An 18,542-nucleotide genomic window follows, 5' to 3' on the forward strand; every position below is an offset into this window, starting at 1 on the left:
CCTTTTTTTTCAGCTGCCAAGCCGTACCCTCCTTTAAAAGCGATGTAATAAGTTTTTTGTGTTACAGTTCTTCCACAATAATATTTCTATTCGTATACACACAAATATCTGCCGCTATTTCTAAAGCTGCTTGTGCCATTTCTTTAGCTGTTAAGTGATCAGCCCCATAATTTTTCAAGGCTCTGCCCGCAGCTAATGCGTAGTGACCACCTGATCCAATGGCAAGTATCCCATCATCTGGTTCAATGACTTCTCCTGTTCCGGAAACGAGTAAAAGATTTTCATTATCCATTACAATCAGCATAGCTTCGAGTTTTCGCAATACTTTATCGCTTCTCCACTCTTTCGCCAGCTCAACCGCAGCACGTTGAAGATTCCCATTGTATTCTTGGAGCTTACTCTCGAATTTTTCAAATAAAGTGAAGGCATCTGCTACAGAACCTGCAAATCCAGCCAAGACTTTTCCATTAAAAAGCTTACGGACCTTTCTTGCCGTATGTTTCATCACAACTGCATTCCCAAATGTTACCTGACCGTCTCCAGCCATTGCGCATTGCCCTTTATGCTGGACGGCAAATATGGTAGTAGCATGAAATTGGTTCATATCCTTTTCCTCCCTTAACTTTGCTTATGCTCTTGGATGATGATTCATATACGTCTTTCGCAAATGCTCTTTCGTTACATGTGTATACACTTGGGTGGACGATAAATGGGAATGACCTAGTAGCTCTTGGACAGTTCTCATATCAGCACCATTGTTAAGCAAGTGGGTTGCAAAAGAATGACGAATCATATGCGGGTGAATCTTCCCAGTTAATGATGCTGATTCTATCACCGTTTTCAAAATATGACGGATTCCTCTTGCAGTAAGCGGTCCACCTCTTGAGTTAACAAATAAATATGAGTGATCATCTCTGCCATCTAATAATATATTTCTTGCCCCGTCGTGTATGTATGTTTGTAATGCTTCAAATGCGAAACTTCCGAAAGGAACATATCGTTCTTTTCGGCCCTTCCCTTTTACAAGGATGGTCGAAAAATCAAAATCAAGGTCTTTTAGTTGAATATTTGCACACTCACTAACCCTTATACCTGTAGCATACAGCAATTCAAGCAATGCAAGATTTCTTTTGCTTAAGGGTGTTGATCCCATACACGCTTCAAACAGTATATTGATTTCTTCTTCATAGAAAAAACTTGGGATCTTAGTCCCAGCTTTAGGTTGAATAATTAAAGTAAAAGGGTTTTCTTTGACCAATTCTTCTCTCAAAAGAAACTTATAAAAACTTCGAAGGCTTGAAATTTTTCTAGATGCACTTGCCCGGGCTAATTTTTGATTATAAAGTTCCGTTACATAAAGTCGGGCATCAAAATATTCAACATCTGAAAACGACTTTATTCCTTGTGCATTCATGAACAAACTAAATTGCTCAATATCCTTTTTATAAAAGTCAATTGTGTACTCAGAATAATTACGTTCTATTTGCAAGTATTCAATAAAAGAGTAAACTGATTCATCTGAAAACTTAATCATCGCTTCACCTCTCAAAGGCTACTAAATATTAACACAATTTAACTTTCTATGCAATGAATGTTACACATTTTTCACAAAGTTTCGAATTGTTCACAATAAATGCCATATTTAAAGAATCTTTTTAAATCGAATTTTCAAGCTAACTTATTCTTATTGCATTTTACACCATTCGTCACATAAAGAAAATTTTTAAGCAACTAAAAGCGTGAACTCTTTGCTCATTGACTCACAAGTTTTCCAGTCCTAGGCTGTAAGGAGAGATATAGAAAACAAGAAGGGCGATCGGTAGGCTCCATATAGAAGAGAAGGCTATGAGCTTAACATCCTCCTCCATGCCTCACGTCACCACTTAATACCGCCACGACCCCTTCCCTCCAATCTTCATGCACTCCACTAGCAAGTGTTCCGGAAAAGAGTTGTTATTTTGCAACAATTGATATTTGTTTATTCCTATGACGGCTAAAGCTTGCAGGCAAAAGTCAACATTAGAAAATATAGACTTATAAATAGCTAATACTTTCATGAGTTAATTTTATAAATACTTCTTTTGTGAAAAATAAAAAGCCATCCCTTATTTGGAGATAGCTTTTTATTTGTTATTATTGGACAGGTTTTTCTTTATAATCACATTCTGTACATTGTACTTGAATGCCTTTTTTAAGCTTCTTCTCAACTAAAACATTGTTGCATTTAGGGCATGGACGTTCAAGAGGTTTATCCCATGAGACAAAATCGCAAGATGGGTAGCGATCACATCCATAAAAAATTCTTTTTTTCTTGCTTTTTCGCTCAATGATATTTCCTTCTTTGCACTTTGGACATTTTACACCAATTTGCTTCACAATTGGTTTCGTATTGCGACAATCCGGAAAGTTACTGCAGGCCATAAATTTACCAAAGCGCCCCATTTTTATTACCATTGGGTTTCCACAATTTTCGCAATCCTCGCCTGCATATTCATCTTTTATTTCTACTTCCTGCATTTCTATTTCTGCTTTTTTTAAATTTATCTCAAAGCCTTTATAAAATTCATCAATGATTGAAACCCACTGGATATTACCATCTTCCACTTCATCTAATTCATTTTCCATTTTTGCGGTAAATTCTACATCAATTACTTCAGGGAAAAACTCCATAATTAAATCAAGAACGATTTCCCCAAGTTCAGTCGGAATGAATCGTTTATTATCAAGCGCGACATATCCACGTTTTTGAATCGTATCAAGGGTAGGAGCATATGTCGAAGGTCTTCCAATTCCGAGTTCTTCCAAGGTTTTTACTAATCTAGCTTCCGTATATCGCGGAGGTGGTTGTGTAAAATGTTGTTTCGGATCTATTTTTTCAACTTTGACTATATCCCCCACGGCCAAATCCGGAAGCATGTTTTCTTTTTCTTCTTGTTGATCATCGGATCCTTCAACATACACTTTCATAAAGCCTTGAAATTTTATTTTAGAGCCGTTGGCCCGAAAATAAACTTCTCCATTTTTTAATGTGACAGCCATAGTATCCATGATAGCAGGAGCCATTTGACTAGCAACAAACCGATCCCATATAAGTTTATATAAGCGATGCTGATCCCTGCTTAAGTAGGCTTTTACGGAATTCGGATCCCTTAAAGTACTTGTAGGTCTAATTGCTTCGTGGGCATCCTGAGCATTTGTTTGTTTTTTATCCTTTTGATTAGAATATTTTAAAAAGTTTTTCCCAAATTGAGCTTCAATATATTCGGCTGTTTCTTTCTGTGCCACTTCAGAAACCCTCGTAGAATCAGTCCTCATATATGTGATTAAACCGACCGTACCTTCTTTCCCTATGGCTATACCTTCATATAACTGCTGCGCAAGCATCATCGTCTTTTTAGCACGGAAATTTAATTTACGCGCAGCTTCTTGTTGTAAAGAAGATGTCGTAAAAGGTAATGCTGGGTTCCTTTTTCTCTCTTTTTTCTCCACTGATTCTACATCGTACTTATCACCATTTAATTTATTCATGATAGCATCGACGTCATCTTTAGTACTAAGCTTCGTTTTTTTGTTTTTTAATCCGAAAAATGACGCTTGAAAATTTTCTTTATCCTTTTTAAAATTTCCTACTATCGACCAATATTCTTCAGGAATAAATTTCTTAATTTCATTTTCCCTATCTATTATTAAACGTACTGCGACAGATTGTACCCTTCCAGCACTAAGTCCCTTTTTTACCTTTTTCCAAAGAAGAGGGCTAATATTATATCCTACAAGCCTATCCAAGATTCTTCTCGCCTGTTGTGCATCAACAAGGTCCATATTGATTGGACGAGGATGTTTAAAAGATTCCTTGATTGCATCTTTTGTAATTTCATTAAACACGACACGACAATCAGATGATACGTCTACATCTAAGCTATGCGCTAAATGCCAAGCAATTGCCTCTCCTTCTCTGTCGGGGTCGGCAGCTAGAAATACTTTTTTTGCTTTTTTGGCTGCAGTTTTCAAATCTTTCAGAACTGGTCCTTTTCCTCTAATAGTTATATATTTTGGTTCGTAATTTTCATCTACGTTTACACCCATTTGGCTTCTTGGAAGATCTCTTATATGTCCCATGGACGCTTTTACTTTATATTTTTTTCCAAGATAACGTTCTATTGTTTTTGCCTTTGCAGGCGATTCAACAATCACTAAGTAATCCGACATGCATAAACCTCCCTATAAATCAGAGTAAATACTATATGGGAAAGATCATTTTGTCAAATAGAAATGCTAAGCGTCTCTCCCAACGACGTACAAATTTCAGGCCTTCGACTGAATAAAGGAAACATATGCAAGATTGGAAAAGCCGAAGTCGCTTGATTAGCCCCGACAAGCAAATGTTCTTAGTAAAAAAAGTCCGTATTTGACTTTTATTGATGGTTATTTGGCCTCGAGTGGCTGTCGAATGTAGCTAGACAGGACGAGCCGATGTTGATTTAAGCAAAAGAGAAGGCCAAGAATTTTGCTATACGACGGACCCTGAAGCTGGACATAATGTACTTTCATTTTCTATAAAATGTTTATGAAAAATCTATCCTACAATATAAGTAATTGCAAGCTTTTTATTTTTTAAAACTCCAATTTATACGTTAATCTAGAAATAACTCCTCCAAAATATCCTGTCCAGAAACAATTAGCTTTGCTCCTTGCTGAATAAGATGATTCGTTCCCTCTGACAGTGAGTCGTCGATTGGACCAGGTAAAGCAAAAACTTCTCTGCCTGCTTCAAGTGCCATATCTGCTGTGATTAACGAGCCACTTCTCTTTTTTGCTTGGACCACAACAGTTCCTTTCGAAAGTCCACTTATAATGCGATTCCTCATCGGAAAATGCCATTTTTCTGGTTTGATTATAGGGGGATACTCTGATAATAGCAAATGGTTTTTCACTATTTTTGCTGCAAGCGCTTTATTTTCAGAGGGATATAAATGAAAGAATCCTCCCCCGAGAACAGCTATCGTTTCCCCTCCATATTCAATCGTTTTTTCATGTGCGTACGTATCGGTCCCTTTGGCAAGACCGCTTATAATGACAATATGATTCCTTATTAATTCCGGTAAAATAAAATCCAGAGCTGTACGTGCATAATGATTAGCCGCCCTGGCCCCAACTACAGCAATCGCATGTTTCGATAACAATGATTTGTCTCCCATCAAAAATAGTATTAATGGAGGGTCGTGAATTTCTTTTAGAGCTTTAGGATATTCAGGATCATTAAAAGTAATATAAGATATGTTTTTAGAGTTATATAGTTTAATAAGTTTATGCACATTAATGGAAAGGAATTCGTTTTTAAACTTCTCCATTGTATGGGAATTGATTTTAAAGATTTGTTGTAATTTGGACGTGGGCATATCATAAAGATGGCGTAATTGGGGATCATGTTTTAGAAGGTTTCTTATGGACGTATTCGTCACATACTTGGAGTGAACGAGGTGAAATAATTTTTCATTAAAGATATTAACCAAACCCCTTTTCTTATTTTATTGTAGAATAGCCCCTCTTTTTAGGAGAGGCTATTTTCATGAATATTTGTTTAGTGTGTTTTACACTTTTCGTAAAGACCTTTTTCTTTTAACACATTAATAAGTGTTTCTCCAATGACTGATGGTGTTTCTGCAACTTGAATACCACACTCATTCATGACACGGATTTTTTCATCTGCCGTACCTTTACCACCAGAGATGATAGCACCAGCATGTCCCATGCGTTTCCCAGGGGGTGCTGTGCGACCGCCTATAAACCCTACAACCGGCTTTGTCATATTAGCTTTTACCCATCTTGCTGCTTCTTCTTCAGCTGTCCCGCCAATTTCACCGATCATGATAACAGCTTCTGTTTCAGGATCTTCATTAAATGCTTTCAACGTATCAATAAAGTTTGTACCGTTGACTGGGTCTCCGCCGATTCCAACTGCAGTAGATTGGCCGACTCCTGCTTGAGTCAATTGATGAACAGCTTCATACGTCAATGTTCCGGAACGGGAAACAACTCCAACATGGCCCTTCGTATGAATGTATCCAGGCATAATACCAATTTTACATTCATCAGGAGTAATAACTCCAGGGCAGTTAGGACCAACAAGACGCGTTTTCTTGCCTTCCATATAGCGCTTTACATTTACCATATCAAGAACAGGAATATGCTCTGTTATACAAATGACAAGATCCAACTCAGAGTCTACTGCCTCTAAAATAGCATCTGCTGCAAAAGGTGCAGGTACATATATGACAGAAGCATTAGCTCCAGTAGCTTTAACTGCTTCATCTACTGTATTGAATACAGGAACTCCTTCTACTTCAGTTCCACCTTTGCCTGGTGTTACGCCGCCAACGATTTTTGTGCCATATTCGAGCATTTGTTTCGTATGGAAAAGAGCGGTAGATCCCGTAATACCTTGCACGATTACTTTCGTATCTTTATTGACAAAAACACTCATTATTTTCCCTACCTTTCTGTTCTTTCGTGCAGACGTTTATCCTACTAATTTAACAATTTTTTGCGCACCGTCTGCCATTGATTCTGCAGCAATGATGTTGATATCAGATTCATTTAATATTTTCTTGCCTAAATCGACATTTGTACCTTCTAGTCTAACTACAAGCGGAACCTCAAGACCTACTTGTTTAGCTGCTTCTACAACACCAGTTGCAATAACGTCACATTTCATAATTCCTCCGAAAATATTGACGAAAATACCTTTTACATTTTGATCAGATAGGATTATTTTAAATGCTTCTGTTACTTTCTCCGCTGTAGCACCGCCCCCAACATCAAGGAAGTTGGCTGGATCTCCACCATAATGTTTAATGATGTCCATTGTAGCCATGGCAAGTCCGGCTCCATTAACCATGCAGCCGATATTTCCATCTAGTGAAATATAGCTAAGGTCGTATTTTGATGCCTCGATTTCTTTTTCATCTTCTTCATCAAGGTCTCTGTACTCAACGATGTCCTTATGTTTAAATAATGCATTTGCATCAAAGTTCAATTTAGCGTCAAGAGCCATTACATTTCCATCACCCGTAACTACTAGAGGGTTGATTTCCGCAATTGAGCAATCATTATCCACAAATGCTCGGTACAGACTAAGCATAAATTTCGCTGCCTTACCGACAAGTTCCTTCGGAATATTAATATTAAAAGCAATCCTGCGTGCTTGGAATCCTGTTAAACCGACTACTGGATCTACTACTTCATAGAAGATTTTTTCAGGAGTTTTCTCCGCTACTTCTTCAATTTCGGTACCGCCTTCTTCAGAAGCCATTAATACAACTCGATCTGTCGCACGGTCAACAACAAGTCCTACATAATATTCTTTTTTAATATCGCATCCTTCTTCAATCAAAAGGCGCTTAACTTCTTTTCCAGCCGGTCCTGTTTGATGGGTCACAAGCGTTTTCCCTAAAATTTCATCGGCATATGTACGCACTTCTTCTAAGTTTTTTGCTACCTTTACACCGCCAGCTTTACCTCGACCACCAGCATGAATTTGAGCTTTTACAACACATACATCGGAACCAAGCTCTTTTGCCGCTTCAACTGCCTCTTCAACGGTGAAAGCAACTTTCCCATTAGGTACAGTAACCCCATATTTTCTGAGGATTTCTTTACCTTGATATTCGTGGATATTCATTTTCCATCCTCCAATCACTCTGTCAAAAATAGATTGCCTTATATATTGTATAAAAACGCTTATCGGATGTCCAATATTATTGCCGTTCGTTTCCTATACGTTTATCTAATTTGTAAATAAATGCAAATATTTCCGCAACAGCATTATATAAATCTTCTGGAATTGTTTCGTTAATATTTAATTGACTCAATAACTCTACGAGTGTGGAATCTTGTTGAACAGGTATATTATGTTCTTTTCCCTTTGCCATAATATTTTCCGCAATGATTCCTTTTCCCTTAGCAACAACAATAGGCGCATCGTGCACCTCACTCTGATAGTGGAGAGCCACTGCCTCTTTCAGCGGTCTATCTCTTCTATTATTTTTCATATCCTAATATCCACCCCTGTATAGGATTGATTGGAATGATAATTATGTCTATTTACATTTTGTTTCTTTAGGTCTTCTGGCAACTTAAAATGTAGGGATGATAGATGATAGCCCAATTCCTTTAATCCCGCTGTAACAGCAGGCAGCAGACCGACAGAAAGTTTTTGTAGTTCATTACTTGAATTTAAGATATTTACAGTAACAATTCGGTTTTGTATTTGCATATCCACCATGGTTTCTTTTAAATGCTCCAAATCCAGATAAAAAATGATTCGGCAAAAATCAGAGTTGATTTTTCCGTCATCTGATCGTTTTCCAGACCATTGCATAACAATTTCAGATTGATAAGACCCTAGTTTAATTGGAATTTCAAATAATAGATGGTGAACGGGACCGTTTTCCGATGATATTAATTGAAACCCATTCATTCTAAATAATAATTGCTCTGCAATGTTTTTTGCATCGCTTTGGATTGATTGTGAATGCTCTTGCAAATATGCGACTAATAATGGTTTTATCGAATCTTTCATCAATGCATTATTAATCTCACGATCAAGTATTGTATTTTCATAAAAAATTCCTGTTCGATGGATCGATTGTTTTAAATGATTTAATGTATCTTCCCGTCTATTTAGCAAAGATTCCACATGATCGGATTCCAATGATTGCAATAATCTTAATAGATCTTTTCCCGAATCATTAAGACCTTGTTCCGTAAGCAAGGAGGCATGTAGGGCTTTTACTAACTGAGTAGTGGATTCACTACTTCCAGCAGCTAATAATGACTTAAAGATTCCTTCATTGAAAGGAAGATTTTTTTGAGACATTAATTTAATGATTTGCAGTCCCTCTTCATGATTATTTGATTGATTGAGAAGCTGGCTAGCACGAATAATCTCTTCCTTTGTTAAAGAAAAAGAATGGTTCATAATATGATTGATCAATGATTGGTTTACTTTTTCATTTTGCAGTCCTAAATGATGCAAAATTTTAGCTGATGAATTTTTTTCAGCTATGCCATATTGAGTCGACGGATTGAGCAGTTTTAATTTGGGAGCGCCATCATTCGAATTTACTTGAAGCCAGTACCCTTTTCCAGTGGATAACGGTACTTCAAGCTTAGCAATTATTTTATGGGCTCCTAATTTAATTTCTGCATGTTGGTTAGGGAACAGCTTTTGTACTGTCCCATAAAAAATCTGACCAAATCGAAATTGGAGACTGTTTCTCGGAAGAGTTTCTTGATTTTGTAGCAAATCGTTCATGATTGCTTGTATGACCATACAATGTCACTTCCAATCAAACAGTGTTTTTATTGGAGCAAATGTTTTTCGGTGTATCGAACATGGTCCATGTTCATTAAGACCTTCAAGATGAAGTTTTGTTCCATAGCCCATATGTAAGTGGAAACCGTATTGAGGATATTTGTTATGGTACTCCTTCATAATGCGATCTCGCGTTACCTTTGCTATTACTGATGCTGCTGCAATTGACACACTTTTGGCATCACCCTTTACGATAGATGTTTCGGGGTAGATACTATTTATTTTCATTGCATCTATTAGTAAATAATCTGGCTGAGTACTTAAATTTTGAATTGCGGCCAACATCGACTTTTTTGTCGCTTCATATATATTTATTTTATCAATTTCTTTAGCAGATATAATACCAATCCCCACTGCTATTGCTGCATTCATAATTTGTGTGTATAATTCCTCACGTTTTTTTTCTGTTAACTTTTTGGAATCATTAAGTCCTCGTATATATGAATCTTCCTTAAGTATTACAGCAGCCGAAACTACTGGGCCGGCAAGAGGACCTCGCCCTACTTCATCAATACCAGCAATGAAATTAAACCCTTGTTTTCTGCCTTCCCTTTCAAATGCTTTCATTTGCCGATAATTTTCTAGATCTGCTTGCTCCTTTTTTTTCGTATGATGCCACTTTTCAAGTAAATCTTGCACACCCTTTCTAGAATCACTAGCTAACTGAATTAAGATAGGATCCTCTTCATTCTGAATATGTTCAATTAATTTTCTAATTTCTTGAATCGATGTTTTTTTCATTTTATAACTCCATAAAAAAATGTAAGACCCCATAACGGGATCTTATTCTGGTTTTTGTTTTGGTAAATCAAGAGTAAGGTTGCCAAACTTTTGCATTCTAAGATCTCGTATTACGATTTCCGCGGTCTTATCATAATCCACTTCTCCCCCAGAAGCAAGACAGCCTCTAAGCTGACCAATCTTATCAAATAATACGGATATTTCCTCCGGGATCTCGTTTAACTGATACCGCTCTAACAAGCGTTCTTCATAATATGTTTGCAAAAAAGTAAGAGCGAATACTGCGATATCCTGCATGTTCAATAAAGTATCTTTGATTGCACCTGTTAAGGCAAGCTTATAACCCGTTTCTTGATCTTCAAACTTTGGCCATAATATTCCAGGTGTATCCAATAGCTCCAGCTCTTTACCTACTTTTATCCATTGTTGAGCTCTTGTAACACCAGGAGTATTCCCAGTTTTTGCAATATTTCGTTTCGCTAATCGATTTATTAAAGTTGATTTACCTACATTTGGAATACCAATAATCATTGCTCTTATAGCCCTTGGCTTTAATCCTTTTGCCTTTTGGCGCTCTATTTTTTCATGCAGGAGCTTTTCGGCAGATTTTACAATTTCCTTCAAGCCCGTTCCAGCCTGTGAATTAATGGACAAAGCTGTTAAACCTTGCTCCGCATAATAGTCAATCCATTTATTTGTTATCGCACGATCTGCCATATCTGCTTTATTTAATAAAATAAGACGTGGTTTTTGTTGAATGATTTCCTTTAGCATAGGATTCGAAGATGATTCAGGAATGCGAGCATCAACCAGTTCAAAAATGATATCAACTAATTTAAGTTTTTCTGTTATTTCCCTGCGCGCTTTTGCCATATGTCCTGGAAACCATTGAATTGTCATGAATCTGTTCCTCCAGCTATCTACTTAACATACCTTATATCCTTAAAAGGCCAATATACCATATTAGTATCCCCAATTACTTTTTTAATCGAAATTGAGCCAATATGTCTACTATCTTTACTCGACCTTCGATTGTCCCCCATCACAAATAATTCGCCCTCAGGAACAGTTTTTTGCCCTACTGGGGTTTCTTCTAATGTAAAATCTTCCGTTAATGGGCCTTCAACAATCTGGCTCTTATAGCTGTCCAAATACGGCTCTGCATAAGGTTTACCATTTATATATAAGGTATCGTCCCGATATTCAACAGTGTCTCCCGGTAAACCAATTACCCTCTTTATATAATCTTTTTGTTCAGGTGCATGGAAAACGATGATATCGAACCGCTCTGGTTTTCCGAGTTTATTTACGATCATTCGATCCCCATTATGTAGAGTAGGCATCATAGAATACCCATCGACGACAATAGGCGCAAATAGAAAATATCTAATCACTGCCGCCAAGCCTATTGCAATTAGTAAAGCCTTTGTCCATTCCCATAGTTCGTTTTTTTCTTTAGTCATCGTTTCACCATCCAATAAAGGTCAATACAGCTTTTATCTATGTATACACTATTGTAAAGGAAAAATAAACATTTTCCTATAGAATTACCTCAATTAAATAAAAGGAGCTTGTAATCAAGCTCCTTTTAACGTTCAAACATAAATTATCGAATTTCTTTGATACGAGCTGCTTTTCCACGTAGTTTACGTAGATAGTAAAGTTTCGCACGGCGAACTTTACCGCGACGCACGACTTCAAGTTTCGCAATTCTTGGAGTGTGTACAGGGAATGTACGCTCAACTCCAACTCCATAAGAGATTTTACGGACAGTGAAAGTTTCACTGATTCCGCCTCCACGGCGCTTAATAACTAACCCTTCGAAAAGCTGGATTCTTTCACGTGTACCCTCAACTACCTTTACATGGACACGTACAGTATCACCAGGGCGAAATGCCGGAAGATCATTGCGAAGTTGTTCTTTTGTGATTTCTTCAATAATTTTGTGCATCGTATTCATCTCCTTCCAACCGATGCTCTTGCAAACAATACCAATGCAGCGGAACAACGTTGTTACAGGCTTAAGAGGCTTATCAGCCTTAGCCACAAAAACTATATTAACATATAACATATATTGATTGCAATTAACTTTTTTAGATTACTGATTTTCTTATTGACAGACAGTTTTTCGACGTTCCTAAGTTGTTGCTTTCCGCTACAGACACTCGCTTGCCAAGTGCAGTTGGACTTGACGGACAGGACGTTCTAGTGTCGATGTTGGCCTCAGGAAGTGGCCGACTTTAGTCGACAAAGAGTCTCGGGTCTTCTGCTACAATCAACGTGTTCGAAATCACCAAAAAGCATGAATATAATCTATAAATATTCAATTGATCCATTCACACCCAGAGCACAAATATTTATGTGCTTTCGACTTTTCTGAACAAGGCTTGACAAGAGGCACTATCCAGAGGATCTAAGGCATGAAATGAGTTATGTAAACAGCATACAGTTGGTGAGCGTGAAAATGATTATTTAAAGAATACTTCCGACCAGATAACGCTCGATTTTTTCATGGTAAAAAGCAAAACATTCACTTCGAATTAGTGATTCTACTTTATCATGCCTCAAGTTTATGTACTGATCGATCGAATGCAAAAATAAATCGAAACAAGCTGTCTTAATTCTTTTGGAACAGTTATTTTAAAAAAAGAAGCAATAGTTATCGCTGAGCAGTCCGAATACACTTAGACTCCTGTGGGAAGTGTGAGATAAGCAAGACTCCGCAGGGCATAACCCGAGAAGGCTTGCCACTCACCCGAGGAAAGCGAAGTGTATTCGGACTGCGTGACACATGGTAACAATAGATACTTAGAATTACAAAAGGATTTTAGAAAAAGCAGTGATGAAAATTTAAGCTTTTATAGAATTCTTAATCAGAAGAATCCACTTTTCCTTCTTTTTCAAGTAAATATTTTTCCAGTAAATCAGGCCGTCTATTTTTTGTTCTTTTCAATGATTCAGCTTCACGCCACTCATAAATTTTCTTATGATTCCCAGATAAAAGAATATCCGGGACTTTCATTCCTTTATATTCAGCTGGTCGTGTATAGTGAGGATGTTCCAATAACCCTGAGGAAAAGGAATCATATATAGGTGAGTCTTCATTTCCAAGCACACCTGGAAGTAAGCGAACGACGGAATCTATGACAACCATGGCGCCAAGCTCACCGCCAGTCAAAACATAGTCGCCAATCGATATTTCATCCGAAACGAGGTATTCCCTTATTCTCTCATCGTATCCCTCATAATGGCCGCATATAAAAATTAAATGATCTTCCTTAGCTAATTCTTCTGCTTTTTTCTGAGTATACGTTTCACCTTGAGGACAGAGTAAAATGATGCGCGGGTCTACATTACGATCTTTTTTCAAATAATCGACTGCGTCGAAAATTGGCTGCGGTTTTAAAACCATTCCCGCTCCTCCGCCATAAGGATAATCATCGACGGTCTTATGCTTATCATTTGAAAACTCTCGAAAATTTACAACATTATAAGAAACAGCTTTTTTTTCTGCCGCTTTTTTCAAAATGGAAGAACCAAAGACCCCAGAGAACATCTCCGGAAATAAAGTTAAAATATCGATTTTCATTATTCTAGTAACCCTTCAATTGGATTAATGATAATTCTCTTATCTTCTTTTGAAATGTTTATGACTACATCTTCAATATACGGAATCAGAAATTCCTTGTCATCCTTTCGTTTAACGACCCAAACATCATTTGCACCAGGAGTAAGGATTTCTTTCACAATTCCAATTTCCTCATCATCGACTGTAACTACTGTACAGCCAATTATTTCGTGAAAATAATATTCTCCTTCAGATAAATCATTTAATTGTTCTTCGGAAACTTTTAATATGCCTTCTTTCCATATTTCAACGTCACTTATATTTGAATAGTTTTCAAACGTTAGTAAATCAAAATTTTTATGTGTACGATGGCTTTTTACAATAAGTTTAATAGGATCTTTAGATCTAGGTAAAAATAGATAAAGTAGACTTCCAGGGGAGTACCGTTCTTCGGGAAAATCCGTTTTAGAAATGACCCTTACCTCACCTTTTATTCCGTGTGTATTTACGATCTTTCCTACATTAAACCAGTTCATTATCTTCACCTCTCCCGTATTTCTGTGATGATGCCGTCTTTAATGATAATGGTCTTTCCCTTTGTTAATTCTTCCCAATTATCTCCGACTTTAACGTCAATAACTGCTTGTATATCTTGATCATGAAGTTCACTGCCGATTGGCAGCATATCAAGCTGGTCGATTTGAAAGTCAATGAGCTTAATTTTTTCCTTGCGCATATCAATTTCTTTATCAAATTGTGTTTTTAGCCCCCCGGAAGTATACTTACGGGTTCTTTCCAGCTTTTTCATCTCAAAGAGGAGTTGATCGCATTCTTTTTTCAACTGCTGCTTATTATTTTTATATTTTTTTAGTAGTTTATACTTACTCATTTCTGTTAAAACCTGTTTAACAGATACAGATTGGAGAATTCTCATGATTGCCATCCTCCTCATTATGTAATAGGCTCTTGGCATTAACCGAGTCTAATGATACAAGGTTTTCTTATATCACTTTTTATTGAATGATATAAATAATCCATATGCAACGGCCTTCTGCCGTTGATTTCCGTTCTAGGCGAACGCGTTCCGGGGCGCGTGCGGTGAACCTGATAAAGGGAATCGTTGTTGACTTATCGTAGGAAGAAGCTGAAAGTTTGCTAGCCAATAGAAATCATAGCTAGACAAACCCGTACCTTGTCTAGTTGTAGGCGCTAGCCCCTCGAGGTCAAATAACCTGAGTCAATAAAAGTCAAAAAGCGACTTTTTTCCTCAGAACATATGCTTGTCTGAGACCCTCGAGACGCTTTTCGATGCCCGCGGAAAGCGTAGCATCAGGAGCGTAAGCAAAAACCAAGTTTAAGGACTTCTTTTTCAGCAGCCTCGTTATTACGAGAGATTTATGTATTGATAAACAAAAAAGGGAGGTAATTACGCCCCCCTATTCGTCGATTTCCATGTAAACCTTCTTATGTTGTTTTAATCCTGCTGCGGCATAGACTACTGTCCTAATGGCTTTTGCAACTCTACCATGTCTTCCAATCACTTTTCCTATATCTCTTTCATGAACGGAAAGATGATAAGTTATACGTTGATCTTCTTCTACTTCACGTACCCGAACCTCATCGGGATAATCAACAATCGGCGTTACAATCGACAAAATTAGATTTTTCATGACGATCACTATTACTTACTATTCTTTGCGTTATGGAATTTTTCCATGATGCCTTGCTTAGAAAATAAGTTACGAACAGTGTCAGATGGTTTTGCACCATCTTGAAGCCATTTTAAAGCTGTTTCTTCATTAATTGCTACTTGAGCTGGTTGAGAGATTGGATTGTATGTTCCAATTTCTTCAATGATACGTCCATCACGTGGTGAACGAGCATCAGCTACGACGATACGATAGAAAGGAGATTTTTTTGCTCCCATACGTTTTAAACGAATTTTTACTGCCATTTTAATAGCACCTCCGAATAGTTTCACACAAGATAGTATAATATCAAATGTTTGTTTTGTTTGTAAAGTGTTTTTTCTTTACATCTTAATTTTTTTACATAAAAGGTAGCTTAAAGCCGCCTCTCTTTTTTCCTTTTTGTTGCATCCCTGTCATTTGTTTCATCATTTTTTTCATTTCATCAAATTGCTTTAGAAGACGATTTACTTCCTGTACAGTTGTACCGCTGCCTTTTGCAATGCGGCGGCGTCTTCCAGCATTAATGATTTCTGGTTGTTCTTTTTCTTTTGTAGTCATCGAACGAATGATGGCTTCGACATGGCCAATCTGCTTTTCATCTACTTGCAGATTGTTCATGCCTTTAATTTTATTGGCCCCAGGCATCATTTTTAATAATTCGTCAAGTGGCCCCATATTTTTTACTTGCCCTAATTGATCAAGAAAATCATCCAGCGTAAATGATGCAGTACGAAACTTTTGTTCCAGTTCTTTCGCTTTTTCCTCATCTACATTCGCTTGCGCTTTTTCTATTAAGGAAAGCATATCACCCATTCCCAGTATCCTTGAAGCCATGCGCTCAGGATGGAAAGGCTCTAATGCATCCATTTTCTCGCCCATCCCTACAAACTTAATCGGTTTTTCAGCAACGGAACGAATCGATAATGCCGCACCACCTCGAGTGTCACCATCAAGCTTTGTTAAAACAACTCCGGTAATTTCTAGTATCTCATTAAAGCTTTGTGCAACATTAACTGCATCTTGTCCTGTCATGGCATCAACTACAAGGAAAATCTCATCAGGTTTTGCAACTTCCTTAATTTCTTTAAGTTCATCCATGAGTTCTTCATCAATATGAAGTCTTCCTGCTGTATCTATGAGAACATAATCATGGTGGTCTTCCTTTGCCTTCTCGATAGCCTGACGAGCAATTTCTACCGGACTAACTTTATCCCCTAATGAAAAAACAGGTAAGTCCAATTGCTTTCCAATTGTCTCCAATTGTTTAATCGCCGCCGGGCGATAAATATCAGCGGCAACGAGAAGTGGCTTTCTATTGAACTTTTTTCTCAATAAATTGGCTAATTTGCCAGTTGTTGTTGTTTTACCGGCACCTTGAAGACCCGACATCATAATGACGGTTGGTGGACGATTTGCTACCGCAATTTTGCTTTGTTCGCCACCCATCAATTCTGTCAGTTCTTCCTTTACGACCTTTATGACTTGCTGGCCAGGAGTAAGGCTCTTCATTACCTCTTGGCCGACTGCTCTTTCACTTACTTTTGAGATAAATTGCTTAACGACCTTGAAATTAACATCCGCTTCAAGCAACGCTAGACGAACTTCACGCATCATTGCTTTCACGTCAGCTTCCGTCACTTTTCCCTTACCCCGGATTTTTTGCATTGTCGCCTGCAACCGGTCGGCTAATCCTTCAAATGCCATATTGCCGCCCCCTAATCCAATTCCTTAAGCAATACTAAGTATTGTTTTAGCTTGGGATTGTCCAATTTCCCAACTGCCATACATTCTTCGATCTGCTCGATAATATGACCGCGCTCTAGAAACTTTTGAAACAACCGTAATTTATCTTCATATTCCTCCAGCATGGCTTCTGTGCGTTTAATATTATCGTAGACCGCTTGTCTACTTACTTCATATTCCTCCGCAATTTCACCAAGTGAAAGATCATCAAGATAGTATAGGGACATATAACTACGTTGCTTAGGAGTCAACAACGCTTGATAAAAATCGTATAAATAATTCATACGAGTTGTTTTCTCCAGCATTGTCATATTAATCCCCCTTGTTAAGTTAAAATCCTTTACACACAAATCATACATATATCAATTAAAAAAGTCAACATCCTTGCGATATTAAACAAAACTCACATATAGTCAATCAAGATTTTCCGATGATTCAATTGCATCTGAAAAGAGACCATATACATATTTTTCTGCATCGAATTGTTGAAGATCATCCATTTTCTCACCTAATCCCACAAACTTAACAGGAATGTTCAATCCATTGCGAATGGCAAGAACAATCCCTCCCTTTGCAGTACCATCAAGCTTAGATAAAACGATCCCACTAACACGAACAGCCTCTTTGAATGTTTTAGCTTGAATTAAAGCATTTTGGCCTGTCGTAGCATCTAGTACCAACAGCACTTCGTGAGGAGCTCCTGGGACTTCTCGTTCGATCACACGCTTAACCTTCTCTAATTCTTTCATTAAATTGACTTTATTTTGTAGTCTACCAGCAGTATCACAAAGCAGCACATCGATATTTCGTGATTTTGCAGCTTGCAGCGCATCATACATAACAGCAGCTGGATCGGAGCCTTCAGCTTGTTTAATAACATCTACTCCTACACGCTCTCCCCATACCTCTAGTTGCTCGATAGCGCCAGCACGAAATGTATCACCTGCAGCAAGCATAACTTTTCTGCCATCCTGCTTAAGTTTATGTGCGAGTTTTCCAATCGTTGTTGTTTTTCCTACACCATTTACTCCAACAACTAAAATAACCGTTAATCCCTCATCTTGTAAATTTAATGAATTTGATTGTTCATCGCCAGATTCATACATTTCGACTAATTTTTCGGAAATGACGGATTGAACTTCTACAGGATCTTTAATATTTCTTTTCTTAACCTCAATCTTCAATTGTTCGATAATTTCCATGACCGTTTCAAATCCAACATCAGCCTGAATTAAAATTTCTTCAAGCTCCTCAAAAAAATCCTCATCCACTTTTCGATAACGTGAAACAAGATCATTTATTTTTCCAGAGAACTGACTTCTCGTTTTTGCCAACCCGTCTTTAAATTTGTTAGAGACTTGATCAGTCGATGAAGTGAATTTCTCTTTTAATTTCTTAAAAAAACTCACAATACACAACCTCG

The 18,542-nt window shown here is 37.5% G+C and carries 20 protein-coding genes; all 20 read right to left on the minus strand.

The window, feature by feature from the left end:
• Positions 1-61: 61 nt before the first annotated feature.
• Positions 62-604, minus strand: a complete 543-nt coding sequence (gene hslV, locus KHA96_RS05435; protein WP_213128245.1) for an ATP-dependent protease subunit HslV — start codon at positions 602-604, stop codon at positions 62-64.
• A gap of 24 nt (positions 605-628) precedes the next feature.
• Positions 629-1,534, minus strand: coding sequence for a tyrosine recombinase XerC (xerC, locus tag KHA96_RS05440; RefSeq protein ID WP_213128246.1), 906 nt, complete (start codon positions 1,532-1,534; stop codon positions 629-631).
• Between the two features lie 599 nt (positions 1,535-2,133).
• The gene (gene topA / locus KHA96_RS05445) at positions 2,134-4,209 is read right to left on the minus strand and encodes a type I DNA topoisomerase (RefSeq protein ID WP_213128247.1); all 2,076 of its coding nucleotides are present in this window, start codon (positions 4,207-4,209) and stop codon (positions 2,134-2,136) included.
• Between the two features lie 425 nt (positions 4,210-4,634).
• Positions 4,635-5,399 carry a DNA-processing protein DprA gene (gene dprA / locus KHA96_RS05450; protein WP_213128248.1) on the minus strand — a complete coding sequence of 255 codons (765 nt, stop codon included), beginning with the start codon at positions 5,397-5,399 and terminating at the stop codon, positions 4,635-4,637.
• A 182-nt stretch (positions 5,400-5,581) separates the two neighbouring features.
• Positions 5,582-6,484 (minus strand): succinate--CoA ligase subunit alpha, encoded by a 903-nt coding sequence (sucD, locus tag KHA96_RS05455; RefSeq protein WP_213128249.1) that lies wholly within the window; start codon positions 6,482-6,484, stop codon positions 5,582-5,584.
• Between the two features lie 36 nt (positions 6,485-6,520).
• Complete coding sequence (gene sucC / locus KHA96_RS05460) at positions 6,521-7,681, minus strand: ADP-forming succinate--CoA ligase subunit beta (RefSeq protein ID WP_213128250.1); 1,161 nt, start codon at positions 7,679-7,681, stop codon at positions 6,521-6,523.
• Between the two features lie 76 nt (positions 7,682-7,757).
• Positions 7,758-8,051: an EscU/YscU/HrcU family type III secretion system export apparatus switch protein gene (locus KHA96_RS05465; protein WP_213128251.1), complete on the minus strand. Its 294-nt coding sequence runs from the start codon at positions 8,049-8,051 to the stop codon at positions 7,758-7,760.
• Positions 8,048-9,316: a hypothetical protein gene (locus tag KHA96_RS05470; RefSeq protein WP_213128252.1), complete on the minus strand. Its 1,269-nt coding sequence runs from the start codon at positions 9,314-9,316 to the stop codon at positions 8,048-8,050. Before KHA96_RS05470 ends, KHA96_RS05465 begins: the two co-directional genes overlap by 4 nt.
• Positions 9,317-9,340: 24 nt before the next feature.
• A complete protein-coding gene (locus KHA96_RS05475; protein ID WP_213128253.1) occupies positions 9,341-10,117 on the minus strand; it encodes a ribonuclease HII in 777 nt (258 codons plus the stop codon).
• A 42-nt stretch (positions 10,118-10,159) separates the two neighbouring features.
• Positions 10,160-11,017 carry a ribosome biogenesis GTPase YlqF gene (gene ylqF, locus KHA96_RS05480; RefSeq protein WP_213128254.1) on the minus strand — a complete coding sequence of 286 codons (858 nt, stop codon included), beginning with the start codon at positions 11,015-11,017 and terminating at the stop codon, positions 10,160-10,162.
• Between the two features lie 20 nt (positions 11,018-11,037).
• Positions 11,038-11,580 (minus strand): signal peptidase I, encoded by a 543-nt coding sequence (lepB, locus tag KHA96_RS05485; protein ID WP_213128255.1) that lies wholly within the window; start codon positions 11,578-11,580, stop codon positions 11,038-11,040.
• 143 nt (positions 11,581-11,723) lie between these two features.
• Positions 11,724-12,068 (minus strand): 50S ribosomal protein L19, encoded by a 345-nt coding sequence (gene rplS, locus KHA96_RS05490; RefSeq protein WP_213123191.1) that lies wholly within the window; start codon positions 12,066-12,068, stop codon positions 11,724-11,726.
• Between the two features lie 918 nt (positions 12,069-12,986).
• Complete coding sequence (gene trmD / locus KHA96_RS05495) at positions 12,987-13,706, minus strand: tRNA (guanosine(37)-N1)-methyltransferase TrmD (RefSeq protein ID WP_213128256.1); 720 nt, start codon at positions 13,704-13,706, stop codon at positions 12,987-12,989.
• Positions 13,706-14,224 (minus strand): ribosome maturation factor RimM, encoded by a 519-nt coding sequence (gene rimM, locus KHA96_RS05500; protein ID WP_213128696.1) that lies wholly within the window; start codon positions 14,222-14,224, stop codon positions 13,706-13,708. The genes trmD and rimM overlap by 1 nt, the downstream gene beginning before the upstream one ends.
• A 2-nt stretch (positions 14,225-14,226) precedes the next feature.
• Complete coding sequence (locus tag KHA96_RS05505) at positions 14,227-14,619, minus strand: YlqD family protein (RefSeq protein WP_213128257.1); 393 nt, start codon at positions 14,617-14,619, stop codon at positions 14,227-14,229.
• Positions 14,620-15,121: 502 nt separating this feature from the next.
• Positions 15,122-15,355 carry a KH domain-containing protein gene (locus tag KHA96_RS05510; protein ID WP_213128258.1) on the minus strand — a complete coding sequence of 78 codons (234 nt, stop codon included), beginning with the start codon at positions 15,353-15,355 and terminating at the stop codon, positions 15,122-15,124.
• Between the two features lie 11 nt (positions 15,356-15,366).
• Complete coding sequence (gene rpsP, locus KHA96_RS05515) at positions 15,367-15,639, minus strand: 30S ribosomal protein S16 (RefSeq protein WP_213128259.1); 273 nt, start codon at positions 15,637-15,639, stop codon at positions 15,367-15,369.
• 94 nt (positions 15,640-15,733) lie between these two features.
• Complete coding sequence (ffh, locus tag KHA96_RS05520) at positions 15,734-17,080, minus strand: signal recognition particle protein (RefSeq protein ID WP_213128260.1); 1,347 nt, start codon at positions 17,078-17,080, stop codon at positions 15,734-15,736.
• Between the two features lie 11 nt (positions 17,081-17,091).
• A complete protein-coding gene (locus KHA96_RS05525; protein WP_213128697.1) occupies positions 17,092-17,424 on the minus strand; it encodes a putative DNA-binding protein in 333 nt (110 codons plus the stop codon).
• Positions 17,425-17,532: 108 nt separating this feature from the next.
• Complete coding sequence (gene ftsY / locus KHA96_RS05530) at positions 17,533-18,528, minus strand: signal recognition particle-docking protein FtsY (protein WP_213128261.1); 996 nt, start codon at positions 18,526-18,528, stop codon at positions 17,533-17,535.
• Positions 18,529-18,542 lie beyond the last annotated feature (14 nt).

Origin of the sequence: Bacillus sp. FJAT-49711 (assembly GCF_018343715.1) — a bacterium.
In the GTDB taxonomy this organism is placed as follows: Bacteria; Bacillota; Bacilli; order Bacillales; family Bacillaceae_C; genus Lederbergia.

Excerpts from the sequence above, each read along its gene's own strand:
- topA (WP_213128247.1), bottom strand. The coding sequence starts at position 4,209 with ATGTCGGATTACTTAGTGATTGTTGAATCGCCTGCAAAGGCAAAAACA.
- lepB (WP_213128255.1), bottom strand. The coding sequence starts at position 11,580 with ATGACTAAAGAAAAAAACGAACTATGGGAATGGACAAAGGCTTTACTA.
- sucD (WP_213128249.1), bottom strand. The coding sequence starts at position 6,484 with ATGAGTGTTTTTGTCAATAAAGATACGAAAGTAATCGTGCAAGGTATT.
- KHA96_RS05510 (WP_213128258.1), bottom strand. The coding sequence starts at position 15,355 with ATGAAAAATCTAATTTTGTCGATTGTAACGCCGATTGTTGATTATCCC.
- rplS (WP_213123191.1), bottom strand. The coding sequence starts at position 12,068 with ATGCACAAAATTATTGAAGAAATCACAAAAGAACAACTTCGCAATGAT.
- rpsP (WP_213128259.1), bottom strand. The coding sequence starts at position 15,639 with ATGGCAGTAAAAATTCGTTTAAAACGTATGGGAGCAAAAAAATCTCCT.
- KHA96_RS05525 (WP_213128697.1), bottom strand. The coding sequence starts at position 17,424 with ATGCTGGAGAAAACAACTCGTATGAATTATTTATACGATTTTTATCAA.
- sucC (WP_213128250.1), bottom strand. The coding sequence starts at position 7,681 with ATGAATATCCACGAATATCAAGGTAAAGAAATCCTCAGAAAATATGGG.
- trmD (WP_213128256.1), bottom strand. The coding sequence starts at position 13,706 with ATGAAAATCGATATTTTAACTTTATTTCCGGAGATGTTCTCTGGGGTC.
- KHA96_RS05475 (WP_213128253.1), bottom strand. The coding sequence starts at position 10,117 with ATGAAAAAAACATCGATTCAAGAAATTAGAAAATTAATTGAACATATT.
- ylqF (WP_213128254.1), bottom strand. The coding sequence starts at position 11,017 with ATGACAATTCAATGGTTTCCAGGACATATGGCAAAAGCGCGCAGGGAA.
- KHA96_RS05465 (WP_213128251.1), bottom strand. The coding sequence starts at position 8,051 with ATGAAAAATAATAGAAGAGATAGACCGCTGAAAGAGGCAGTGGCTCTC.
- hslV (WP_213128245.1), bottom strand. The coding sequence starts at position 604 with ATGAACCAATTTCATGCTACTACCATATTTGCCGTCCAGCATAAAGGG.
- xerC (WP_213128246.1), bottom strand. The coding sequence starts at position 1,534 with ATGATTAAGTTTTCAGATGAATCAGTTTACTCTTTTATTGAATACTTG.
- KHA96_RS05505 (WP_213128257.1), bottom strand. The coding sequence starts at position 14,619 with ATGAGAATTCTCCAATCTGTATCTGTTAAACAGGTTTTAACAGAAATG.
- ffh (WP_213128260.1), bottom strand. The coding sequence starts at position 17,080 with ATGGCATTTGAAGGATTAGCCGACCGGTTGCAGGCGACAATGCAAAAA.
- dprA (WP_213128248.1), bottom strand. The coding sequence starts at position 5,399 with ATGCCCACGTCCAAATTACAACAAATCTTTAAAATCAATTCCCATACA.
- KHA96_RS05470 (WP_213128252.1), bottom strand. The coding sequence starts at position 9,316 with ATGAACGATTTGCTACAAAATCAAGAAACTCTTCCGAGAAACAGTCTC.